This window comes from Acuticoccus kalidii (genome assembly GCF_021556395.1).
Classification (GTDB): domain Bacteria; phylum Pseudomonadota; class Alphaproteobacteria; order Rhizobiales; family Amorphaceae; genus Acuticoccus; species Acuticoccus kalidii.
In genome coordinates, this window is the sequence record NZ_JAKGCS010000019.1 from 38720 (window position 1) to 57742 (window position 19023).

At 64.4% G+C, this 19023-nt stretch carries 18 protein-coding genes; 10 read left to right on the top strand and 8 right to left on the bottom strand.

Annotated features, from left to right (window positions below; all coding sequences use genetic code 11):
- Positions 1-6 precede the first annotated feature (6 nt).
- The 7 genes from torT to L1787_RS12565 form a co-directional block, all read right to left on the bottom strand.
- Positions 7-1077, bottom strand: coding sequence for a TMAO reductase system periplasmic protein TorT (gene torT / locus L1787_RS12535; RefSeq protein WP_235709203.1), 1071 nt, complete (start codon positions 1075-1077; stop codon positions 7-9).
- A 291-nt stretch (positions 1078-1368) separates the two neighbouring features.
- Positions 1369-2427: a sensor domain-containing diguanylate cyclase gene (locus L1787_RS12540; RefSeq protein WP_235709204.1), complete on the bottom strand. Its 1059-nt coding sequence runs from the start codon at positions 2425-2427 to the stop codon at positions 1369-1371.
- 214 nt (positions 2428-2641) lie between these two features.
- Positions 2642-3592 carry an ABC transporter permease gene (locus tag L1787_RS12545; RefSeq protein ID WP_235709205.1) on the bottom strand — a complete coding sequence of 317 codons (951 nt, stop codon included), beginning with the start codon at positions 3590-3592 and terminating at the stop codon, positions 2642-2644.
- Positions 3589-4527 carry an ABC transporter permease gene (locus L1787_RS12550; RefSeq protein WP_235709206.1) on the bottom strand — a complete coding sequence of 313 codons (939 nt, stop codon included), beginning with the start codon at positions 4525-4527 and terminating at the stop codon, positions 3589-3591. Before L1787_RS12550 ends, L1787_RS12545 begins: the two co-directional genes overlap by 4 nt.
- A gap of 18 nt (positions 4528-4545) precedes the next feature.
- Entirely contained in the window at positions 4546-6051 is a 1506-nt protein-coding gene (locus L1787_RS12555) for a sugar ABC transporter ATP-binding protein (RefSeq protein WP_235709207.1), read from the bottom strand.
- A 4-nt stretch (positions 6052-6055) separates the two neighbouring features.
- Positions 6056-7069, bottom strand: a complete 1014-nt coding sequence (locus L1787_RS12560; RefSeq protein ID WP_235709208.1) for an ABC transporter substrate-binding protein — start codon at positions 7067-7069, stop codon at positions 6056-6058.
- Between the two features lie 135 nt (positions 7070-7204).
- Entirely contained in the window at positions 7205-7657 is a 453-nt protein-coding gene (locus L1787_RS12565) for a Fur family transcriptional regulator (protein WP_235709209.1), read from the bottom strand.
- A gap of 191 nt (positions 7658-7848) precedes the next feature.
- On the opposite strand from L1787_RS12565, the gene L1787_RS12570 reads away from it, so the two are divergent.
- The 10 genes from L1787_RS12570 to L1787_RS26075 all read left to right on the top strand — a co-directional run bounded on the left by L1787_RS12570 (position 7849) and on the right by L1787_RS26075 (position 18457).
- Positions 7849-8649, top strand: coding sequence for a DeoR/GlpR family DNA-binding transcription regulator (locus tag L1787_RS12570; RefSeq protein WP_235709210.1), 801 nt, complete (start codon positions 7849-7851; stop codon positions 8647-8649).
- Positions 8650-8782: 133 nt separating this feature from the next.
- Complete coding sequence (gene glpD, locus L1787_RS12575; protein WP_235709211.1) at positions 8783-10303, top strand: glycerol-3-phosphate dehydrogenase; 1521 nt, start codon at positions 8783-8785, stop codon at positions 10301-10303.
- A gap of 285 nt (positions 10304-10588) precedes the next feature.
- Entirely contained in the window at positions 10589-11677 is a 1089-nt protein-coding gene (locus tag L1787_RS12580) for an ABC transporter ATP-binding protein (RefSeq protein WP_235709212.1), read from the top strand.
- A gap of 2 nt (positions 11678-11679) precedes the next feature.
- Positions 11680-12747 carry an ABC transporter ATP-binding protein gene (locus L1787_RS12585; RefSeq protein ID WP_235709213.1) on the top strand — a complete coding sequence of 356 codons (1068 nt, stop codon included), beginning with the start codon at positions 11680-11682 and terminating at the stop codon, positions 12745-12747.
- Positions 12744-13619 (top strand): carbohydrate ABC transporter permease, encoded by an 876-nt coding sequence (locus L1787_RS12590; RefSeq protein ID WP_235709214.1) that lies wholly within the window; start codon positions 12744-12746, stop codon positions 13617-13619. The genes L1787_RS12585 and L1787_RS12590 overlap by 4 nt, the downstream gene beginning before the upstream one ends.
- A gap of 116 nt (positions 13620-13735) precedes the next feature.
- The gene (locus L1787_RS12595) at positions 13736-14488 is read left to right on the top strand and encodes a carbohydrate ABC transporter permease (RefSeq protein WP_235709325.1); all 753 of its coding nucleotides are present in this window, start codon (positions 13736-13738) and stop codon (positions 14486-14488) included.
- A 54-nt stretch (positions 14489-14542) separates the two neighbouring features.
- The gene (locus L1787_RS12600) at positions 14543-14824 is read left to right on the top strand and encodes a DUF2160 domain-containing protein (protein ID WP_235709215.1); all 282 of its coding nucleotides are present in this window, start codon (positions 14543-14545) and stop codon (positions 14822-14824) included.
- Positions 14825-14908: 84 nt separating this feature from the next.
- On the top strand, positions 14909-16639 hold the full coding sequence (locus L1787_RS12605) for an ABC transporter substrate-binding protein (protein ID WP_235709216.1): 1731 nt from the start codon (positions 14909-14911) through the stop codon (positions 16637-16639).
- A gap of 221 nt (positions 16640-16860) precedes the next feature.
- On the top strand, positions 16861-17586 hold the full coding sequence (locus tag L1787_RS12610) for a calcium-binding protein (RefSeq protein WP_235709217.1): 726 nt from the start codon (positions 16861-16863) through the stop codon (positions 17584-17586).
- Between the two features lie 154 nt (positions 17587-17740).
- Positions 17741-18457 (top strand): calcium-binding protein, encoded by a 717-nt coding sequence (locus tag L1787_RS26075; protein ID WP_235709218.1) that lies wholly within the window; start codon positions 17741-17743, stop codon positions 18455-18457.
- On the opposite strand, the gene L1787_RS12620 is transcribed toward L1787_RS26075, so the two are convergent.
- Positions 18454-18957, bottom strand: a complete 504-nt coding sequence (locus L1787_RS12620; protein ID WP_235709219.1) for a GNAT family N-acetyltransferase — start codon at positions 18955-18957, stop codon at positions 18454-18456. The genes L1787_RS26075 and L1787_RS12620 overlap by 4 nt on opposite strands.
- Positions 18958-19023 lie beyond the last annotated feature (66 nt).

The following is a 19023-nucleotide window of genomic DNA, read 5'->3' on the forward strand; positions in this document are numbered from 1 at the left end:
CTCGGCCTACTCGACGCGGAAGACGGGGCGGAAGCCGTCCGGCGCCAAGGTCGATGAGGTGTCGAAGTCGCCGACCGTATCGGCGGTGACGACGAAGATCGCCGGCCCGACATGCTTCAGATAGTCCTTGCCCTCGAGGATCCTGACGGCCTGATCGACGGCGATGCGGCCTTGGATCACCGTGGAATCCGTCGGTGCGGCGAGGATCTGACCGCGCCGGATCCCCTGATGGACGCCGGGCGTATAGTAATAAGAGAGGACCTTGATCTGATCGGTGAGCCCGCGCGAACGCAGGATCGGCACGGCCGCCTCCGCGGTGACCGCGGTGCCGACGATATAATCGAGATCGGGATGGGCGCCGAGCGTGTCCTCGATGAGCGCGGACTGCGCCTCCTTGCCGGTGTCGCCATATTTGGTCTCGACGACCTCGATCGCCGTATCCTTGACGGCGTCCTGGAAGCCTTTGTTGCCGGCCTCGACCCAGCCGGCGCCGGCGGGTCCAGGGAACCAGGCGACCTTCACCGGGTCGGAGCCCGCCGGATGGAGCTCGGCGAGATAGGCGCCGGTCTTCGATCCCATCTCGCCGAACGAGACGAGCGATTTCGCCGACAGCTCCGGCGAGGACATGCCGTTGATCACGTCGATCACCGGAATATCCTTCGAGCGGACTTCGGCGACGAGGTTGTTGAGGCCGTCATAGGAGATCGCGCCGATGATGACGGCATCGGCACCGGCCGCGACGCAATCCTCGATCTGGCTGATCTGCTTTTGCAGCTCGGTATAGCCGCCCGCCTCGACGACCTGCAGCTTGACGCCCTGACGCTTGGCCTCCTCGGTGACGCCATAATCGACGCCGAGCCAATAGGCGTCCTTCATATGCGGGAAGGAGACGCAGATCTCGAAGGGCTCGTCCGCCTTTTCGAGCGGGGTGTATTCGGTCGTCGTGCGCGGGCTCGCCATGTCGAAAGGCGGATCCCAAACCTCGACCTCGTAGGGGAACCAGTCGTCGGCCTGTGCCGGAAGAGCGACGAGCGACAGAAGAGCGGTGGCCATCAAGAGCCGAGACGCGATAGGCATCGAGCAAGTCTCCTCTTTATTGGTTCTTCTTCGAGACGGACCCCCGGCGCCGGTGCGGCGGCGAACGATGATCCGGATTCGCGCGTGATTGCGCTGCTCACCAACGTCTAAATTGTCGAACGTCTTTTCTTCTGCTGCAAGGTGAGAAAACGGGCGTGCGCGATCGATCGTGCGTCAATGCCGCCGAACGAATGGGCACGGCGTTCGGCGCACGCGGGCGTAACCCGGATGGGATTTCGGATCGGGTCGGCCGCGGGGCGATCGTCGGGATCGTCGTGCGGCCGATGTCCATCAGGCGGCGCCGCGGATCGGTGGGGGCAGCGTTTCCGGCGGCAGCTCGGCGCGGACGGCTTGGAGATGGACCGCTTGCTCGTTGTGGCAGCTCGGGGCGGCGGGATGGTAGACGAGGATCTGATTGCGCCCGGCCGCCTTGGCGCCATAGAGCGCCGCATCGGCGGTCCGGCACCAGACCGACGCGTTGACGACGGCGCTCGTCAGCGCACAAACGCCGAAGCTCGCCGTGATGGACAGGTCGGGCGCTTCATCGAAACGAAGGTGGGCGAGAGCGCTTCTGAACCGGCGCAGGCGCTGCGCCGCCGCCTCGACGCCGACCCCGGAGAAGGCGACCGCGAACTCTTCCCCGCCGAGGCGCGCGGTGGTCGCTTCGGGGCCGAGCGCGGTGCGGCAAAGATCGGCGACGCGCGCGAGGACGGCGTCGCCCACCTGGTGGCCATAACGATCGTTGACCGATTTGAAGAAATCGAGATCGAAGATCGAAAGGGTCGCCGGCGTATGGTGGCGCTGATACCCGTCGACCAGGCGCTTGAGCCGCAGCATGAAGGGCCGCCGCCGCATCAGCCCGGTGAGATCGTCGAGCGCCGCACGCTCGCGCAGGAGCAGCTCGTTGACGACGCAGCGGGCGAGATTCTTCATGACCGTCATCTCGACGGTGTCGAAGGCGTGGGGCGTTTGGTTCATCACCCACAGAACGCCGAGCGGCAGCTCGCCGGACGCGAGGAGCGGGACGGCCGCGAACGCTCCGATCGGTGCATCGGCGTCGGCGCTTGCAAAACGCGGATCACCGCTCACGTCCGTGATCCGAAGCGGTGCGCCATGTTCCATCACCTCCCGGCAAAGGGCGCCGATATCGCTCTGCGAGAGGGGGGCGCGCTCGATCGGCGAGGAGAAGCCGTATTTGGAGCTGTTGACCACGGAGACACCGACGGTCGGCACCTTCAGCATGATTTTCAGCGTATCGAGAATGTGCGCGAACGGGTGGGCCGGATCGTCTTCGTCGATCCAGCGAGCCGAGGGCACTTCGATCTCGGCTTCGGCGATATCATTGACCACTGAGACGAACCTGGGCGTTCAAAATTCCATATACTGGAAGGCATACCCGGGGAAATCGTTCCCCTTCCACTGAACTCGTATCGGACATACGCCGCATAGGTCGAGGCCGCTCCCAAGCCAACAATCACCGTGGTCAGGCGACGCGAGTGGATAATCCGCCGAACTGTGTCTAGTTGATGTCAAAAATTCGTTCAATTGCGGAAATGTCTGATTCTTAACGTTCCGACGATCGCGACCCTCCCGCGAGGGTGATGACGGCGATGATGATCAGCCCCGTCAACAGGAGGCGGACGCCCGCGCCGAGCCCGAATGTGTTCAGCATCGTGACGAGCAGAAAGAGGAAGAGCGCCGCGCCCCACAGGCCCGGAATGTTGGAAAAACCGCCCGCCACCGAGGTGCCGCCGATGACGACGACGGCGACGGAGGCGAGAAGATATTCTTGCCCCATATTGAGCGCCGCACCGCCGGAAAAGCCGGCGAGGACATATCCGCACGAGGCGGCGAAGACGGCGCACATCACGTAGGTGAGGAAGCGGACGCGGTTGACCTCGAGCCCGGCGAGGCGTGCGGCCCGCGCGTTCTGTCCGATCGCGATCACGGTGCGGCCATAAATCGTCCGGTTGAGGACGACATGCATCACCGCCGCGATGAGGATCACGAGAAGGGCGAGGATCGGCATGCCCGCGATCTTCGCCGTGGTGAAGTCGGCGAGCATCGTCGGCGGCTTCACGCGCAGGCCGCGATTATACCAGATCGCCGCCGATTGGATGATGAAGCTCGACGACAGCGTCGCGATGATCGGCGGGATACGCAGGACCCGGATCAGCCCGACATTCAGCACCCCGACGACGACGCCGACGGCGACGGCGATCAGATAGCCCGGCAGGATCATCCAGTTGAGGCCGTCCATGATCTTCATCGAGACGGTGCCGGCGAGCGTCATGGTGGCCGGGATCGACAGGTCGACATTGCCGGGCCCGAGCGTGACGACGAACATCTGGCCGATCGCGACGATGACGAAGAAGGTCGCGAAGGTGAAGGCGACGGAGAGAACCTCGCCCGCGCCCTGACCCTGGGTGAAGGCGGCCGTCGCGATCCAGACCGCGATCGCCGCCGCGAAGGCGAAGAGCCAGGGCTGGCGGAAGAAGGTGGTGATCGCCTTCATCGATCGGCCTCCGTGCGCCCGATCACGGCGCGCAGCGCCAGGACGAGAATGAGGATCGCCCCCTGCGCGCCGATCTGAAAGTCGGGATTGAGGCGCAGGAAGGAGAGGAAGGACGCGGCGAGGGTGAGCGTCACCGCGCCGATCACGGCGCCGATCGGCGAGACGCGACCGCCGACGAACTCAGACCCGCCGAGGATCGCCCCGGCGATCGACAGGAGCGTGTAGCGCAGCGCGATATTGGCGTCGGCCGAGGTGGTGAGGCCGACGAGGGCGATACCGGCCAGCGCGCCGAAGGTGCCGGCGGCCATGTACATCGTCACCTTGACCCTGAGGAGCGACCAGCCGGCCCGCGCCACGGCCCGCGGATTGCCGCCCGCCCCGCGCAGCACCGCACCATAGGGCGAGCGCATCAGGACGACGTGGACGACAAGCGCGATGACGACACAGGCGATGACCGGGAAGGGGACGTAAGCCGGCTTCAGCGTCATCAATTCGCGGATCCACCCCGGCGCCTTGCCGCCGGGCGTCGGCAGAATGAGGATCGCAAGCCCGAGCCAGACGAAGGAGAGGCCGAGCGTCACCACGATCGAGGGCAGGTTGCGCAGATGGACGAGCGCGCCCACCGCGCCGTAGGCGAGAATGCAGGCAAGCAGCGCCGCGACCCCGAGGATCGGCGTATCGTTCAGCCATGTCGCGGTGATGCAGGCGGTCAGCGAGACATAGGAGCCGATCGACAAGTCGAGATCGTTGACGGTGAGGACGCACATCTGCGCCAGCGTCGCGAGCGCGATCGGCACGGCGAGATTGAGGAGGAGGTTCAGCCCGAAATAGCTCATCGTGCGCGGCTGAAGATAGAAGATCGCGCCGAGAAGGATGGCGAGCGAGAGGGCAGGAAGGGCGCTGCGGAGAAGGCGCGCGAGCATCGGGCGGCTCATCGAGACATCGGCCTCATGTCAGGCGTCTTGCCGGAAGGAGGCCTGGATCACGGCCTCTTCGGTGAGCTCGGAACGGGTGAGGTCCGCGACGATCGCCCGCTCGCGGAAGACGTAGATGTGATCGCAGATCAGAAGCTCGTCCATTTCCGTCGTGTACCAGAGGAAGGTGCGGCCCTTTTCGGCCTCCTCGCGAATGATTTTGTAGACCTCTTGCTTGGTGCCGACATCGACGCCGCGCATCGGATCGTCCATCAGGATGATGTCGGCGTCGGAGGCGAGGGCGCGCGCGAACAGCGCCTTTTGCTGGTTGCCGCCCGACAGGGACAGGAGCGGGTTCCACACGCTCGGCGCGCGAATGCCGATCCGCTCGCGCCAGCGCTCGGCGAGTTCGCCCTCCTTCGCCTCGGAGATGAAGCGGCCTTGCTTGAGGGCGTGGAGCGAGCCGATGCCGATATTCTCCGCGATCGACCAGAGCGGGAAGGCGCCGTCGGTCTGCCGGTCGCCGGCGACGAAGGCGACGCGCCCGTCGACGATGGCGGCGCCCTTGGTGCGACCGGCCCTTGCGAAGACGTCGAGGAGGGTGTCCGTCTGGCCGTGACCGGCGAGGCCCGCGAGGCCGACGATCTCGCCCGGATGGGCGGTGAGGCGGGCGCCGCCGCCGCGCGCGTCGATCGCGACCTTCGGCGCGCCGGTGTCGCGCCGGCTCTGCGTGGAGGCGGCCGCGGCATGGCCGCCGACGCTGCCCATCGCGGCGACGAGCCCATCACGGTCGAAATGCGCCGCCGGCTCGTCGGCGACGACGAGACCGTCTTTCATGACGACGACGCGGTCCGAAATGTCGAGGACTTCGCCGAGAAGGTGCGAGATGAAGACCGCGCTGCCGCCGCCGTCCACGAACCGGCGGATATGGTCGAGGAGCTGGCGGGCGATCGTCTGGTCGAGCGAGGAGGTGGGCTCGTCGAGGATGACGAGCCGGACGGGGGTCGCGGTCTGCGAAAAGGCGCGGGCGATCTCCACCATCTGACGCCGCGCGATCGACAAATCGGCGACGACCGCGCCCGGCGAGATGCCGTGCCCCGGAAAGATCTCGTCGAGCTTGGCGCGGATCAGCCGCCCCGCCTCGGTCCGCCAGGACAGACCCGTCAGCGAGGGATGCTCGATGCGTGCATTCTCCGCCACCGTCAGATTGGGACAGAGCGACAATTCCTGGAAGATGCACCGGACGCCGCGCTCGCGCGCCCGGGCGATCGCGTAGCCGGCCGTCACGTCGTCGCCACCGATCGCGATCGTGCCTTCGTCGGCCGTCAGCGTGCCGGCGAGGACGTTCATCAACGTCGACTTGCCGGCGCCGTTATGGCCGACGAGACCGACACAGGTGCCGGGCGGCACGTCGAGCGAGACGCCGCCGAGGGCGACGACCGCGCCGAAGCGCTTGGCGATGGCGGACAGGCGAACGCCGTCGCCCGCCTCGCCCGCGACGGGGGCGGGCGCTGCCGCGCCGCCCACGCTCTCGTTCGGCGTCATCGGTCTACTGCGCGGCCGAGATGACCTCTTTCGCATCGTCGAGCGAGTACTCGATATTGGCGACGCCGCCCTCCTCGGTGTTCGCGAGGCCGTCCTCGAGATTGTCCTGATCGATGCGCAGGAAGGGGACGGTGAGGTCTTTCGGCACGTCCGCGCCGTCGAGGATCTGCTGGGCGACCCAGAAGGCGAGCGTCGACACGCCCGGCGCGATCGAGACGGACATGGTCACGTAACCGTTCGCGTCCTTCTGCTCCTTCCACCAGGTCAGCTCGTCGTGGCGGTTGCCCATCACGATGATCGGCATGTCGCGGCCGGCGGCGCGGAAGGCCTGCGCTGCGCCGTAGCCATCGCCGCCTTGGGTGACGACGCCGTTGATCTCGGGAAGGCTCGGCAGGATGCCGGCGACGGCCTTCTGGGCGACGTCCTGCGCCCAGTCGCCATGGACCGAGCCGACGATCTTGAAGTCGGGGTGCTCGCTCACGCCCTCGTGGATGCCGGCGGAAATCTCGTCGTCGACGAAGACGCCGGCGAGGCCGCGGATTTCGAGAAGGCTGCCGCCCTCGGGAAGCTGTTCGGCGAGGAAGGACACCTCGTCCTTGCCCATCTGTTTGAAGTCGACCGCGATGCGCCAGGCGCACGGCTCCGTAACGATACCGTCGAAGGAGACGACGGTGACGCCGGCGTCGCACGCTTCGCGGACCGCGCCGTTGAGACCTTCGGGCGAAGCAGCGTTGAGGACGATCGCGTCATAGCCTTGCAGGATGAGGTTCTGGATCTGCGCGGCCTGTTCGGTCACCTGGTTCTCGGCGGTGGTGAACGCGTCGGCCTCGGCGACGACGCCCTCGCCGACGGCCTCCTCGGCGACCTTCTCCCACGATTGGAGCATCGCCTGGCGCCACGAATTGCCTGCATAATTATTCGACAACGCGATGCGCTTGTCCGACGTGTCGGCTTGCGCCGGAGTCATCGCCGTGGCCGCCAAAAGTGCCAGGGAAAGCGCTGTGATGCGTGGGGTCATATGCTCCTCCAACTCGTTTTTATGATTGCCGGAAGGCAAGTTGCCACAACCGGACGACGCCGAAATACCACAGAGGGTTGGGTCGATAAAACGAATGGTAGGACGAATTCGCAGGGAAATGAAAGCGGCCGAACGTTACTCTTCGTCTGCCTTTTCGCGCGGCCGGTCCTTGCGGCGGCAATAAAGTTCGAGCCGGTGCCGGACCACGTCATAGCCGAGTTCCTTGGCGATTTCGGCCTGAAGGCGCTCGATCTTGTCGGAGCGGAACTCGACGACCTCGCCGGTGTCGATATCGATGATGTGATCGTGGTGGGGCAGGTCCGTCGTCTCGAAGCGGGCGGGGGTGCCTTCGAATGAATGGCGGTGGACGATCCCCTGCGCTTCGAGCGCGGCGAGTGTGCGGTAGACGGTGGCGAGCGAGACCGATGAATCGATATCGCGCGCGCGGCGATGCAACTCGGTCGCGTCCGGGTGATCCGCCGCTTCCGACAGGACCTTCAAGATCGCCGTACGCTGGCGCGTGATGCGCACGCCATCGGCGCGCAACGCTTGCTCGAGCTTCTCGGCGGAGGCGGTCACATCAGTCATGGCGCGCTAAAGGTACGGTGTCTCACAGGGAAGGACAATTCGGCTGCGGGTGCGTAGCAACGCCCGTCCGCAGTTGGCAATGGTCCGCGACCGCCAAAGGCCACCCGCGGTCCGCGGGTCGCACCCTGCGGGCTTTCGGTTTTTTCGATTTTCGATTAACCCGATAAAAAACGAAAACACAGGTGGTCTAGATGGAGGACGACGAAGCCCAGGCGGCGAAGCTCGTCGACGTTGCCGCGCGGCAGGATGCGATCGTGTCGCGCGCCAAAGTGAGGGGGCGCGTCACGGTCGACGAGCTGGCGCTTCACTTCAATGTCACGCCGCAGACGATCCGCAAGGATCTCAACGATCTCGCGACCCGCCGTCTCATCACCCGCGTCCATGGCGGGGCGATCAGCCCGTCCGGTACGGCCAATCTCGAATATGAAAAGCGCCGGTTGATCGCCGACGGGGAAAAGACCGCGATCGGCGCGCTCGCGGCTTCGCTGATCCCGAACGATGCTTCGCTCTTCATCAATATCGGCACCACGACGGAGGCCGTGAGTGAGGCGCTTCTCGACCATGCGGCGCTGATGATCATCACCAACAACATCAATGTCGCGAACCGGATGCGGCTTTATCCACGCTTCGAGGTGGTGATCGCCGGCGGGGTGGTGCGCGGGTCCGATGGTGGGGTCGTCGGCGAGGCGGCGGTCGATTTCATCCGTCAATTCAAGGTCGATTATGCGGTGATCGGCGCCTCGGCGATCGATCAGGATGGCGCGCTTCTGGATTTCGATTTCCGCGAAGTGAAAGTTGCGCAAGCGATCATTGCGAACGCCCGGCACGTCATTTTGGTGTCGGACGCCACCAAGTTCGACCGCGCCGCGCCGGTGCGGATCGGCCATCTGTCGCAGGTCCACACCTTTGTGACCGATCGGTGCACGGAACCCGTGCGTGCCGTGTGCGTCGAGCACGGCGTGAGGTTGCTGGAAACGAACGCGACCGGCTGACGGTGGGCGCCGCGCCCGGTCCGGGAGCGTGGTGCGAAGCCGGCTCGCCGCGCGACGGGGCGTTACGCGGCGATGGTTTCGTTTGACATTCGTTTCATTTCGTTCAACACTCACAACGTTTGATGGAGGTCTTGTGAGCGAACCCGAGATCGTGGATGTCCTGGTCGTCGGTGGTGGCATCAACGGATGCGGCATCGCGCGGGATCTCGTGGGGCGCGGCTACTCGGTCGCGCTCGCGGAGATGAACGATTTCGCCTCCGGCACGTCGTCCTGGTCCACCAAGCTGATCCACGGCGGCCTGCGCTATCTCGAGCATTACGAGTTTCGTCTCGTCCGCGAAGCGCTTCTCGAGCGGGAGGTGCTGTGGTCGATGGCGCCGCACATCATCCGCCCGCTGCGCTTCGTCTTGCCCCATCACAAAGGGCTTCGTCCGGCCTGGCTCCTGCGCCTCGGCCTCTTCGTCTACGACAATCTGGGCGGCCGGAAGCGCCTTCCCGGCACGAAGACGCTCGACCTCACGACCGATCCCGCCGGCGCTCCGCTGAAGGACATTTACACCCGCGGGTTCGAATATTCCGATTGCGCGGTCGACGATGCCCGCCTCGTCGTCCTCAATGCGCGCGACGCGGCCGATCGCGGCGCGGCGATCCATTCGCGCACCGAGGTCGTCGCGGTGGAGGACGCGGGCGCATCGTGGACCGTGCGGCTTCGCACGGCGGAGGGCGAGCGGACGATGTCCGCGCGGATGATCGTGAACGCGGCCGGACCGTGGGTGGACCATGTGCTCGGCGCCGCGTTCGGCCGACACGAGGCCCATCATGTCCGCCTCGTCCAGGGGAGTCACATCGTCGTCAAAGGGCTCTTCGAGCACGACCGGGCCTATATTTTCCAGAACGACGATCAGCGCATCATCTTCGCGATCCCCTATGAGGGCGCCTTCACCCTCATCGGCACCACGGACCGGGATTATGAAGGCGACCCGCACGATGTCGCGATCACCCCGGAAGAGACGCGCTATCTCCTCGAAAGCGCGAGCGGCTACTTCAAGCGTCCCGTGCGCGAGGAGGACATCGTCTGGACCTTCTCCGGCGTCCGCCCGCTGTTCGACGACGGCGCCTCGAAGGCGCAGGAGGCGACGCGCGATTATGTCCTCAAGACCGAAGGCGGGGCGGGGCGGGCGGCGCTCCTCAACGTGTTCGGCGGCAAGCTCACCACCTATCGCAAGCTCGCCGAGGCAGCGGTCCACAAAGTCGGCGAGCTAATCGGCGAGAAGGGCGAGCCGTGGACGGCGGGCGCGCCGCTTCCGGGCGGCCACATGCCGGTCGATGTCGCCGCCGCCTATGGGGAGACGCTGGCGGCCGAATTCCCCTTCCTCGATCCGTTTCACGCCGCGCGCCTTGCCCGCCTTTATGGCAACCGCGCCCAGGAAATTTTGCGCGGCCGCGCGAGCCGCGCCGATCTCGGCCGTCATTTCGGCGCCGATCTTTATGAAGCGGAAGTGCGCTATCTGATTGCATTTGAGTGGGCAATGAACGCAGAAGATGTATTGTGGAGGCGGACCAAGCTCGGCCTCCGGTTGAGCGAGGCGGAGGCCGCCGCGCTCGACGCCTTCATGTCCGAGACGGTTCGCGCCGAGAGCCTCGCGGCCGAATAGACGCCTCACCGGGCCGAACGCGCCCGGCGACACGCGGAAGACCACAGGCCGGCGAACCGGCCACCTCGACAGGCTGGGAGAACCGGCCACCTCGACCAGCCGGTGGAGCCGGCACCTCGACAGGCCGGGAGAACCGGCCGCCTCGACAGGCCGGACGAACCGGCCGGGCGCACGAAAGCCGGATCAACCGGCGGCGTCCCAAAAGGCCGGACCATACCGGCCACGGAGGAAACGGCCGGCTCTGCCGGCGACGCGGGCCGCCGCGCGGCCCGAGGGGGAGGGGGAATGCTCGAGCTCTTGGAGGTCGAGAAGCGGAGTGGTGGCGCGGTCCATCTGGCCGACATTTCGCTTCGGCTCTTGCCGGGCACGCTCAACGTGCTTCTCGGCCCGACCCTGTCGGGCAAGACGAGCCTCATGCGCATCATGGCCGGGCTCGATCGGCCGAGTTCGGGCCGGATCCTCGCCGACGATATGGATGTGACCGGCGTTCCCGTGCAGCAGCGCGACGTCGCGATGGTCTATCAGCAGTTCATCAATTACCCGGCGATGACGGTCTTTGAGAACATCGCCTCCCCGATGCGCATCGCCCGCAAGCCAAAGGCCGAGATCGAGGGCACGGTCGAGCGCGTTGCCGACCTCTTGAAGCTGACGCCTTATCTGCGCCGGATGCCGCTTCAACTGTCCGGCGGCCAGCAACAGCGCACCGCGCTCGCCCGCGCACTCGCCAAGAATGCCCGCCTCGTGCTCCTCGACGAGCCGCTCGCCAATCTCGATTATAAGCTGCGGGAGGAGCTGCGCGCCGAGCTTCCGAAGATCTTCGCCGCCTCCGGCGCGATTTTCGTCTATGCGACGGCCGAGCCGGAGGAGGCTCTCCTCCTCGGCGGCAACACGGCGACGCTGAGCCAAGGCCGCGTCACCCAGTTCGGCCCGACGGTCGACGTCTATCGCCGGCCCAACACGTTGATCACGGCCCGCATTTTCGCCGATCCGCCGCTCAACGTGATGGCGGTCGAAAAGCGCGGCGCCGCGTTCGCTCCGGTGGAGGGGGGCGGGCGTCAGATCCCCGTCCCGCCGGCCTATGAGGGGCTTGCCGACGGGCCCTATCATATCGCGATCCGGCCCCATCACGTGACGCTCGCGACGACGGACGGCGCCGCCTCGCTTCCCGCGACGGTGATCGTCACCGAGATCACCGGCTCGGAGAGCTTCGTTCACCTCAAGACGCTCGGCGAGAATTGGGTGCTTCTCGCGCACGGGATCCACGACCTGCCGCCGGGCCGGCCGGTCGAGATCCACCTTCCTTTGCGGCACATCATGGTCTTCGACGCGGACGGTGCGTCCGTCGATGTCGGAGCGGTCAGGAAGGCGGCATAAAGATGGCCGAGATCACCCTCGACGGTATCCGCCACGCCTACGGCCCGGTTCGCGGGCCGGACGATTACGCTTTGAAAACGCTCGACCATGTCTGGACCGACGGCGGCGCGTTCGCCCTTCTCGGCCCGTCGGGCTGCGGCAAGACCACCCTTCTCAACATCATCTCCGGCCTCATCACACCGACTGAGGGCCGCATCCTCTTCGACGGCAAAGACGTGACGCTGCTGCCGCCGGAGGCGCGCAACATCGCGCAAGTCTTCCAGTTCCCGGTGGTCTACGACACGATGACCGTCGCCGAGAATCTCGCCTTTCCCCTCAAAAATCGCGGTGTGAAAAAGGCCGACGTGCGGGCCCGCGTCGCGACGATCCTCGAGATGCTCGACCTCGCCGCGCTCGCCGACCGGAAGGCGGCGAGCCTCACCGCGGACCTCAAGCAGAAGATCTCGCTCGGCCGCGGCATGGTGCGCGAGAACGTCGCCGCGATCCTGTTCGACGAGCCGCTCACGGTGATCGACCCGCACCTCAAATGGCAGCTCCGCTCGCAATTGAAGCGGCTCCATCGCGAGTTCGGCCACACGATGGTCTATGTGACCCACGATCAGACCGAGGCGCTGACCTTCGCCGATACGGTGGTGGTGATGGTCGAGGGCGAGGTCGTCCAGGTCGGAACGCCCGAGGAGCTTTTCGAGCGGCCACGCCACACCTTCGTCGGCTATTTCATCGGCTCGCCCGGCATGAACGTCTTCCCCGTCCGCCTCGACGGGGCGACGGCGCATCTCGATGGCGAGACGATCGATCTGCCCGCCGCCGCCAGCGCCCCGCCGAGCGCCCGCACCGAGCTCGGGATCCGGCCGGAATTCGTGACGCTCGGCGAGACGGGCATTCCCTTTACCATCACCCGCGTCGACGATGTCGGTCGCGAGCGGATCGTCCATGGCGAGATCGCCGGTCGTCCGGCCTCGGCCATCGTGCCGGAGGAGGGGGAGGTGCCGGCGATGCCGCGCGCCACTTTCCGGCCCGACCGGATCAACCTTTACGCCGACGACTGGCGGATCGAGTTCTCCTCATGACCAAGACCGAGAACAACCGCGCCTGGTTCCTCGTCCTCCCGGTTCTGATCCTGGTGGCGATGAACGCGATCATCCCGCTGATGACGGTCGTCAATTATTCGGTGCAGGAGACCTTCGGCGACAATCTGTTCTTCTGGTCGGGCACCAGCAACTATGTGGCCGTGCTGACGTCGGAGCGGTTCATCCACGCGCTGCTGCGCCAGTTCGCCTTCACCGGGATCATCCTCCTGATCGAGATCCCGCTCGGCGTCGCCATCGCGCTCGCCATGCCGCGCTCGGGCGTGTGGTCGAGCGTCTGCCTCGTGCTGATGGCGTTGCCGCTCCTCATTCCGTGGAATGTCGTCGGCGCGATGTGGAACATCTTCGCGCTGCCCGATATCGGCCTGCTCGGCTGGGGCCTCAATTCGCTCGGGTTCAACTACAATTACACCAATCAGCCGGTGTCGGCCTGGTTCACCATCGTCCTGATGGACGTGTGGCATTGGACCTCGCTCGTCGTGCTGCTCGCCTTCGCGGGCCTACGCTCGATCGACGAGGCGTATTATCGCGCGGCGAAGATCGACGGCGCGTCGCGCTGGGCGGTGTTCCGCTATATCCAGCTTCCGAAGATGCGGCAGGTTCTGATCATCGCGGTGCTGCTGCGCTTCATCGATTCCTTCATGATCTACACCGAACCGTTCGTTCTCACCGGCGGCGGGCCGGGCAATGCGACGACGTTGCTGTCGATCGACCTCGTGAAGGCGGCGCTGGGTGAGTTCAATCTCGGTATCGCGGCGGCGATGTCGATCATCTACTTCTTGATGACCCTGCTCGTCTGCTGGCTCTTCTACACGCTGATGACGCAGCGCGACGCACGGGAGAACGCGTCATGACCGACACGCCGATGACGAACGCGATCCCCGCCGAGGCCGCCGCCGCGCGTGCCACCGCCCAACGCCGCCGCCTTCGGCTGCGCTGGCTGGTGCCGACGCTCTACATCATCTTTCTGATGTTGCCGATTTACTGGCTCATCAACATGAGCTTCAAGACGACGAACGAGATCCTCGCCGGGTTCAGCCCGTATCCGCAGCGGTTCACCATCGATTCCTACGTCGAGATTCTGACGAACCCGGTCTGGTACTGGGGCTATATCAACTCGATCATCTACGTGGTGATCAACACCATCATCTCCGTCACCGTGGCGCTGCCGGCCGCCTACGCCTTCTCGCGTTACCGCTTTCTGGGCGACAAGCATCTCTTCTTCTGGCTTCTGACCAATCGCATGGCGCCGCCGGCGGTGTTCGCGCTGCCCTTCCTGCAGCTTTATTCGTCGATCGGTCTCTTCGATACCTATTGGGCGGTGGCGCTCGCGCACTGTCTCTTCAACATTCCGCTCGCCGTGTGGATCCTGGAAGGTTTCATGTCCGGCGTTCCGAAGGAAATCGACGAGACGGCCTATATCGACGGCTACTCCTTCCCGAGATTCTTCGTGAAGATCTTCATGCCGCTGATCGCTTCCGGCATCGGCGTCACGGCCTTCTTCTGTTTCATGTTCTCATGGGTCGAGATGCTGCTCGCAAAGACGCTCACCTCGGTCGACGCGAAGCCGATCGCGGCCGTGATGACGCGCACCGCGTCCACCTCCGGTTACGAGCTCGGTCTACTCGCGGCCGCCGGCGTGCTGACGATCATACCGGGCGCGATCGTGATCTATTTCGTCCGCAACTACATCGCGAAAGGGTTCGCGCTCGGACGGGTCTGACGGGACGACGGCGCCGCGCGAGCGCGCCGGACAATCGGATTTCGGGAGGGTGTTATGGGTCTTTCTTGGATGGCGTGGACCTGGCAGACGGCGCTCTTCTTCGCCGCAATCGCCGGTCTCCTCCTTGCGATGTCGGCCTGGGAATATGCGCGGCCCGGCGGCCACCCCCGGATCGGCGTCCTCGGCCTCTACACCACCCGCGGCGACCGGCTGTTCATCTCACTCCTCGCCGCCGCCTACATCCATCTCGGCTGGCTCGCCTTCGCCGCCGGGCCCTTGTGGTGGGCCTCGCTGATCGCGATCGCGGTCGCCGTTCTCGTCTTCGCCTTCGTCTGAAGGCAACGCCATCACACCTCGTCGCCAAAGGCGAGGGTGACGTCCGAGGCCGCAAGGCCGGGTCAAAAAAAGAAGGGAGACACTATGAAACGCCTCTTGATGGCCTCCACCTGCGCGATGGCGCTGGTGACGGCGGCACCGGCGCTCGCGGACATCGCCGCCGCCGAGCGATGGATCGACGACGAATTCACCGAATCGACCCTGACGCGGGACGAGCAGGTCGCCGAGATGCAATGGTTCATCGACACGGCCCAGCCCTTCCAGGGGATGGAAATCAATGTCCTCTCGGAGACGATCCCGACCCACACCTACGAATCGGAAGTCCTCACCAAGGCCTTCGAGGAGATCACCGGCATCAAGGTGAACCACCAGCTCCTCGGCGAGGGCGAGGTGGTGCAGGCGGTTCAGACGCAGATGCAGACGAACCGCAATCTCTACGACGCCTACATCAACGACTCGGACCTCATCGGCACCCACTCGCGTCTTCAAAGCGCGGTGAACCTCACCGACTGGATGGCCGGCGACGGCGCTGACGTCACGAGCCCGACGCTCGACCTCGACGACTTCATGGGCATTTCCTTCACCACCGGGCCGGACGGCAAGGTCTGGCAGCTTCCCGACCAGCAGTTCGCCAACCTCTACTGGTTCCGCAAGGATTGGTTCGACGACCCGGACAACCAGGCGAAGTTCAAAGAGAAATATGGCTACGATCTCGGCGTGCCGGTGAACTGGTCGGCCTATGAGGATATCGCCGATTTCTTCACCAACGACGTGAAGGAAATCGACGGTGTGCGCATCTACGGCCACATGGACTACGGCAAGCGCGCCCCCGACCTCGGCTGGCGGATGACGGATGCGTGGCTGTCGATGGCGGGTGAGGGGGACAAGGGCCTTCCGAACGGCCGCCCGGTCGACGAGTGGGGCATTCGGATGGAGAAGGATTCGTGCAATCCTGAGGGGGCGTCCGTGACCCGCGGCGGCGGCACCAACTCACCGGCCGCCGTCTATGCGATCGCCAAGTGGGACGAGTGGCTGCGCAAATACGCTCCGCCCGCGGCGGCCTCCTACGACTTCTACCAGTCGCTGCCGGCGCTCAGCCAAGGCAACGCGGCCCAGCAGATCTTCTGGTACACCGCCTTCACCGCCGACATGGTGAAGCCGAAATCGGAGGGCAACAACACCGTCGACGACGAGGGGATGCCGCTCTGGCGCATGGCGCCGTCGCCGCACGGGCCCTATTGGGAAGAGGGCATGAAGCTCGGTTATCAGGACGCCGGCTCCTGGACGTTCCTGAAATCGACCCCGCTCGACCGGCTGAAGGCCGCCTGGCTCTACGCCCAGTTCGTGACCTCGAAGACCGTCGACGTCACGAAGAGCCACAAGGGCCTCACCTTCGTGCGCGACTCCACCGTCCGTGACGAGAGCTTCACCGAGCGCGCGCCGAAGCTCGGCGGCCTCATCGAATTCTATCGCTCGCCCGACCGGGTGTTGTGGACGCCGACCGGCATCAACGTGCCGGACTATCCCAAGCTCGCCCAGCTCTGGTGGCAGTATATCGGTGACGTGAACTCCGGGAACCTCTCCCCGCAAGAGGCGATGGACCGGCTCGCCGCCGAGATGGACCAGATCATGGCCCGCATGCAGGTGGCCGACGAGAAGGCCAACGTCTATGGCGGCTGCGGCCCGCGCCTCAACGAGGAGCGCGACGCGCAATATTGGTTTGACCAGCCCGGCGCCCCCAAGCCGAAGCTCGCCAACGAAAAGCCTCAGGGCGAGACGATCGCTTATGAAGAGCTGATCAAACGCTGGCAGTGAGCGCCCGTTCGCGGGCGGTGTGACACGTTCGGCCCACCCTTCGGGGTGGGCCGAATATTTTGTGCAGGCCTCAAATTTTTGATGCTTTTTTGCCTCAATGAGGTCACGGTGGCTGTTGGGGTGTGGCCGTGGCTCTCTTATGGCGTGAGGTCGCGCTTCTTGAAACGTTAATAAATCAATTTAAGATCGTGTAGTTTAACTGGCGCGACAAAGAGGGTGTTATGTCGAACGTTAAGTTTTACCAGTCTATTGATATGATGAATACGGTGCTTGTTCCAGGTGAGTTGGTGTCGGCGACACACAAAAAGGTTGTCTTCGATGCGTTGAGCTTTGGCTATGATATTGTATCAGTCTATTCTGGTCGATTTTTTGTCGATAGTCGGGGAGAGCTCGATGGAGTTATTAGATCGATCACTCAGTTTGATTACGGGCAGAAAACATACTCCGCCAAAAAAGTTAATGTAGATGCTGGGGATTTCGTCAAGATCAACAATATTCTTGATGCCTACGAACTTGTGCTCAATGGTCCCGATAAAATCATCGGTTCTAACTACAGTGACAGGATCCTTGGATTTTCTGGGAATGACGTGATTTCTGGACGAAGTGGCGACGATGAATTGTACGGAAATATCGGGCGAGATACGCTGAAGGGCGACATCGGCGACGATTGGCTCAATGGTGGCCCACAGAATGACATTCTATTTGGCGGGCCAGGTCGCGACTATTTCGAGTTTGACTCTTGGTCTGGCGTGGACACCGTGAGGGACTTTAAGAGCGAGGATACGATTGTCATCGATCGAGGTCGGGATTCTGACTTCTTCGGCGCTCGACTGCGAGACGTTGATATCGTCGATGGAAAGAAATTCGACAAGATTTTTGTTTTTGACCATTTTGTTGCAAAGGTATTTGGTCATGATGTCGAATATTCAGATATTGCATTCGTGTGAGAGTGAACTTCTAGGTAGGTTCGCCGTCTAAGGTGCGATGTGTCATTCGTTTGCTGTGCGACCTTCCGAATGCTGATTTGTAACGTTCTTGGGAATAACATCCAACTTGTCTAGCGCAGACGCTCCGCAGGCGGGGCGTCTTCAGGAGAACGGCGTGGCAAACGTCAAATTTTTTCAACCGATCGACATGCTCGGCGCATTGATCCTGCCCGGCGCGGTTATCGCGGAGAATGAGGAGCGGATCCTCACCGCGCATGGGCTCGGCGTCTATGTGAAATATACCGGGCACTTCGTCGAGAAGGCCAACGGGGACACCGGCGGAACGATCGATAACGTCACGGAATCGGCCTACGGCTTCAAAGTCTATTCGGCGCAGGACGCCTTCGCCAACGCGGCGCGGATCTTCAATGCGCACGATGGCGAGGACGCCTTCAAGATCCTCCTGCACGGGCCGGACCGGATGTTCGGGTCCCCCGGGCCGGACGAATTCTTAGGCTTTGCCGGCAACGACCTCATGCGCGGCCGTGGTGGGGACGACGCGATGTTCGGCGGCTACGGCAACGACACGCTGATCGGCGACGACGGCGACGATTGGCTGAATGGCGGCCCGCGCAACGATGTCCTCATCGGCGGTGAGGGGGCCGACACGTTCGTGTTCGACAGCAGAGCCGGCCTCGACGTCGTCAAGGATTTCGAGAGCGGCGACCGGATCTTGATCGATGCCTCGCGCGATTCCGATTTCGCCGGCGCGACGATCGACGATGTGTCGATCGTGGAGATGCGCGGTTCGGAATGGGTCGTGGTGTTCGATCAGCCGGTCGTCAAAGTCTATGGCGAGGCGGTCGACTATTCGGACATCATCTTCGTCTAGGACGGGGCCGCCAGGAGGCGCTTCTGCATGAGGACGAGGTCGAGATAGACCCCGTATTTCCAGCCCGCCTCCGGCAGGATCCCCGCCACGTCGAAGCCGACGGCCTTGTGAAAAGCGATGCCGTCGGCGTTCGCGCCGCTGACCCCGGCGACGAGGGAGTGAACGCCCGCCGCGCGCCCGTGCGCTTCGAGCGCCCCCATCAAAGCGCGGCCGAGCCCGTGTCCGCGCGCCTCCGGCGCGAGATTGATCGACAGCTCCTTGGTGCGCGCATAGCCAGGGCCGCCGCGGAAGGCGCTGTAGGTCGCAAAGCCGACCACCGCGCCGTCCGCCTCTCCGACATAAAACGCCTCGCCCGCCGCCTGGCGCTCGGCGATCATCGCGCCGATGCCGTCGACCGTCTTCAGCACCGTCGTGAACGTGATGTGCGGATCACGGATGATCGCGTTCCAGATCTCGACGATCGCGGCCGCGTCGGTGAGGAGGGCGGGGCGGGTGTTCATCGCGGGCCGCCGGACGGCGCGGCAAGACGGGTGCTCATCGGTGGGGGTCGATCCTTGCGTTGGCGT